The sequence below is a fragment of the Vibrio sp. MM46 genome (genome assembly GCF_027587135.1).
Classification (GTDB): Bacteria; Pseudomonadota; Gammaproteobacteria; order Enterobacterales; family Vibrionaceae; genus Vibrio; species Vibrio harveyi.
In genome coordinates this window covers 1-1261 of the sequence record NZ_JAPPTO010000077.1, presented here as the reverse complement: position 1 = coordinate 1261, position 1261 = coordinate 1, and the positions used below count along the sequence as shown (strand labels likewise).

The window sequence follows — 1261 nt, the reverse complement described above, 5'->3', positions numbered from 1 at the left end:
TAAGATTGTCACTCGTTTTACCGATAAAGAGCGTGGCATCAAAGCCAACGTAGAGTACCGCATCACGCAAGCAAGCTCAGACAGCGTCATTGCGCAATCGAAAACGGGAGAGACACTCACCATAAACCCTAACGAGCTTAAAGACGGGCATTGGGATTACGCGTACAGCCGAACCGCGGACATGGCGCAAGGGGCGACCTACCCCCACGTCATTACCGCTATTCAAAGCAAAGGCGCACTGACCAACCTAAGACGTGCAGGCATCGATGTCACCCGTGCTAGTCAGCACATCAGGCTTTATACCGATAACACCCAGCAACTGGTCAAAAGTTGGTTATCCAAAGAGAGCCACAAAGCCAGCGCAATAGAAACCCTCAACCAAATGCCACCCAAAGACACCACTTACTTTAACCGTAATGCTCTGCCTCATGAGGACGTTCGGTTCCAAAATAAAAGCGGAGACTTTGACTACAACAAATTTAGGGAGCACATCAACACACAACTACCAAAATACACTGAAAGCCTTGCTACCCAATTATTAGGCAAGCCTAATCAATCCAAATCAGACCGGGATTACTTAACCTTTGGTATTGGTAAGTCTGCGATTAAAGTCACCTTAACCGGAGAATATCGAGGTTATTTTAAAGATTACACAACGGGCGAAAAAGGCGCTTTAATTAACCTTATCATGAGCCATAAGGATATCAGTTACAAAGACGCCATGAACCTAGCTCACAATATGATAAACGAGCCAGAAAAACACCAACTGGAGGAAAACAGTAAACACGAAAAATTACTCAACACCACCCCAAGGCATATTGCAAAGTTTGAAGAAAGAGCCAAGGAATACATCAGTGAAAGCTTGCCAATAAATGGCACCCTAGCACAAAGATACTTAAACAGCCTTGGTATTAGTAACATCGAAAACAGTAATGTGAAATATCACCCTGCGGTGTATTCATCCGAAGATAAAACTTTCCACCCTGCCATGATAACCAACATCCATAATAAGCAAGGTGAAACCAAAGCTATTGAAGTGACCTATTTAGACTCGCAAGGAAATAGAGACAACACGCTAGACATTAATCCGCGAACGCTAGGTACAAAATCCAAGCAATTAACCCACTTCCATCAAGGAGAGAATTTAAATACCACCATCATCAGTACCTCGATTGAAAACTCCTTTTTAATTCGAGACCAAACCCAAGGACAGATTGATATTATCAACGTCAATCACAAGAACGACATTCAAAACCTTTCC

At 43.3% G+C, this 1261-nt stretch carries 1 protein-coding gene; it reads left to right on the top strand.

What is annotated here, in order from left to right; genetic code table 11:
* The coding region (locus OH459_RS27945; protein ID WP_443088665.1) for a DUF7146 domain-containing protein at window positions 1–1261 on the top strand (1261 nt) is incomplete at both ends.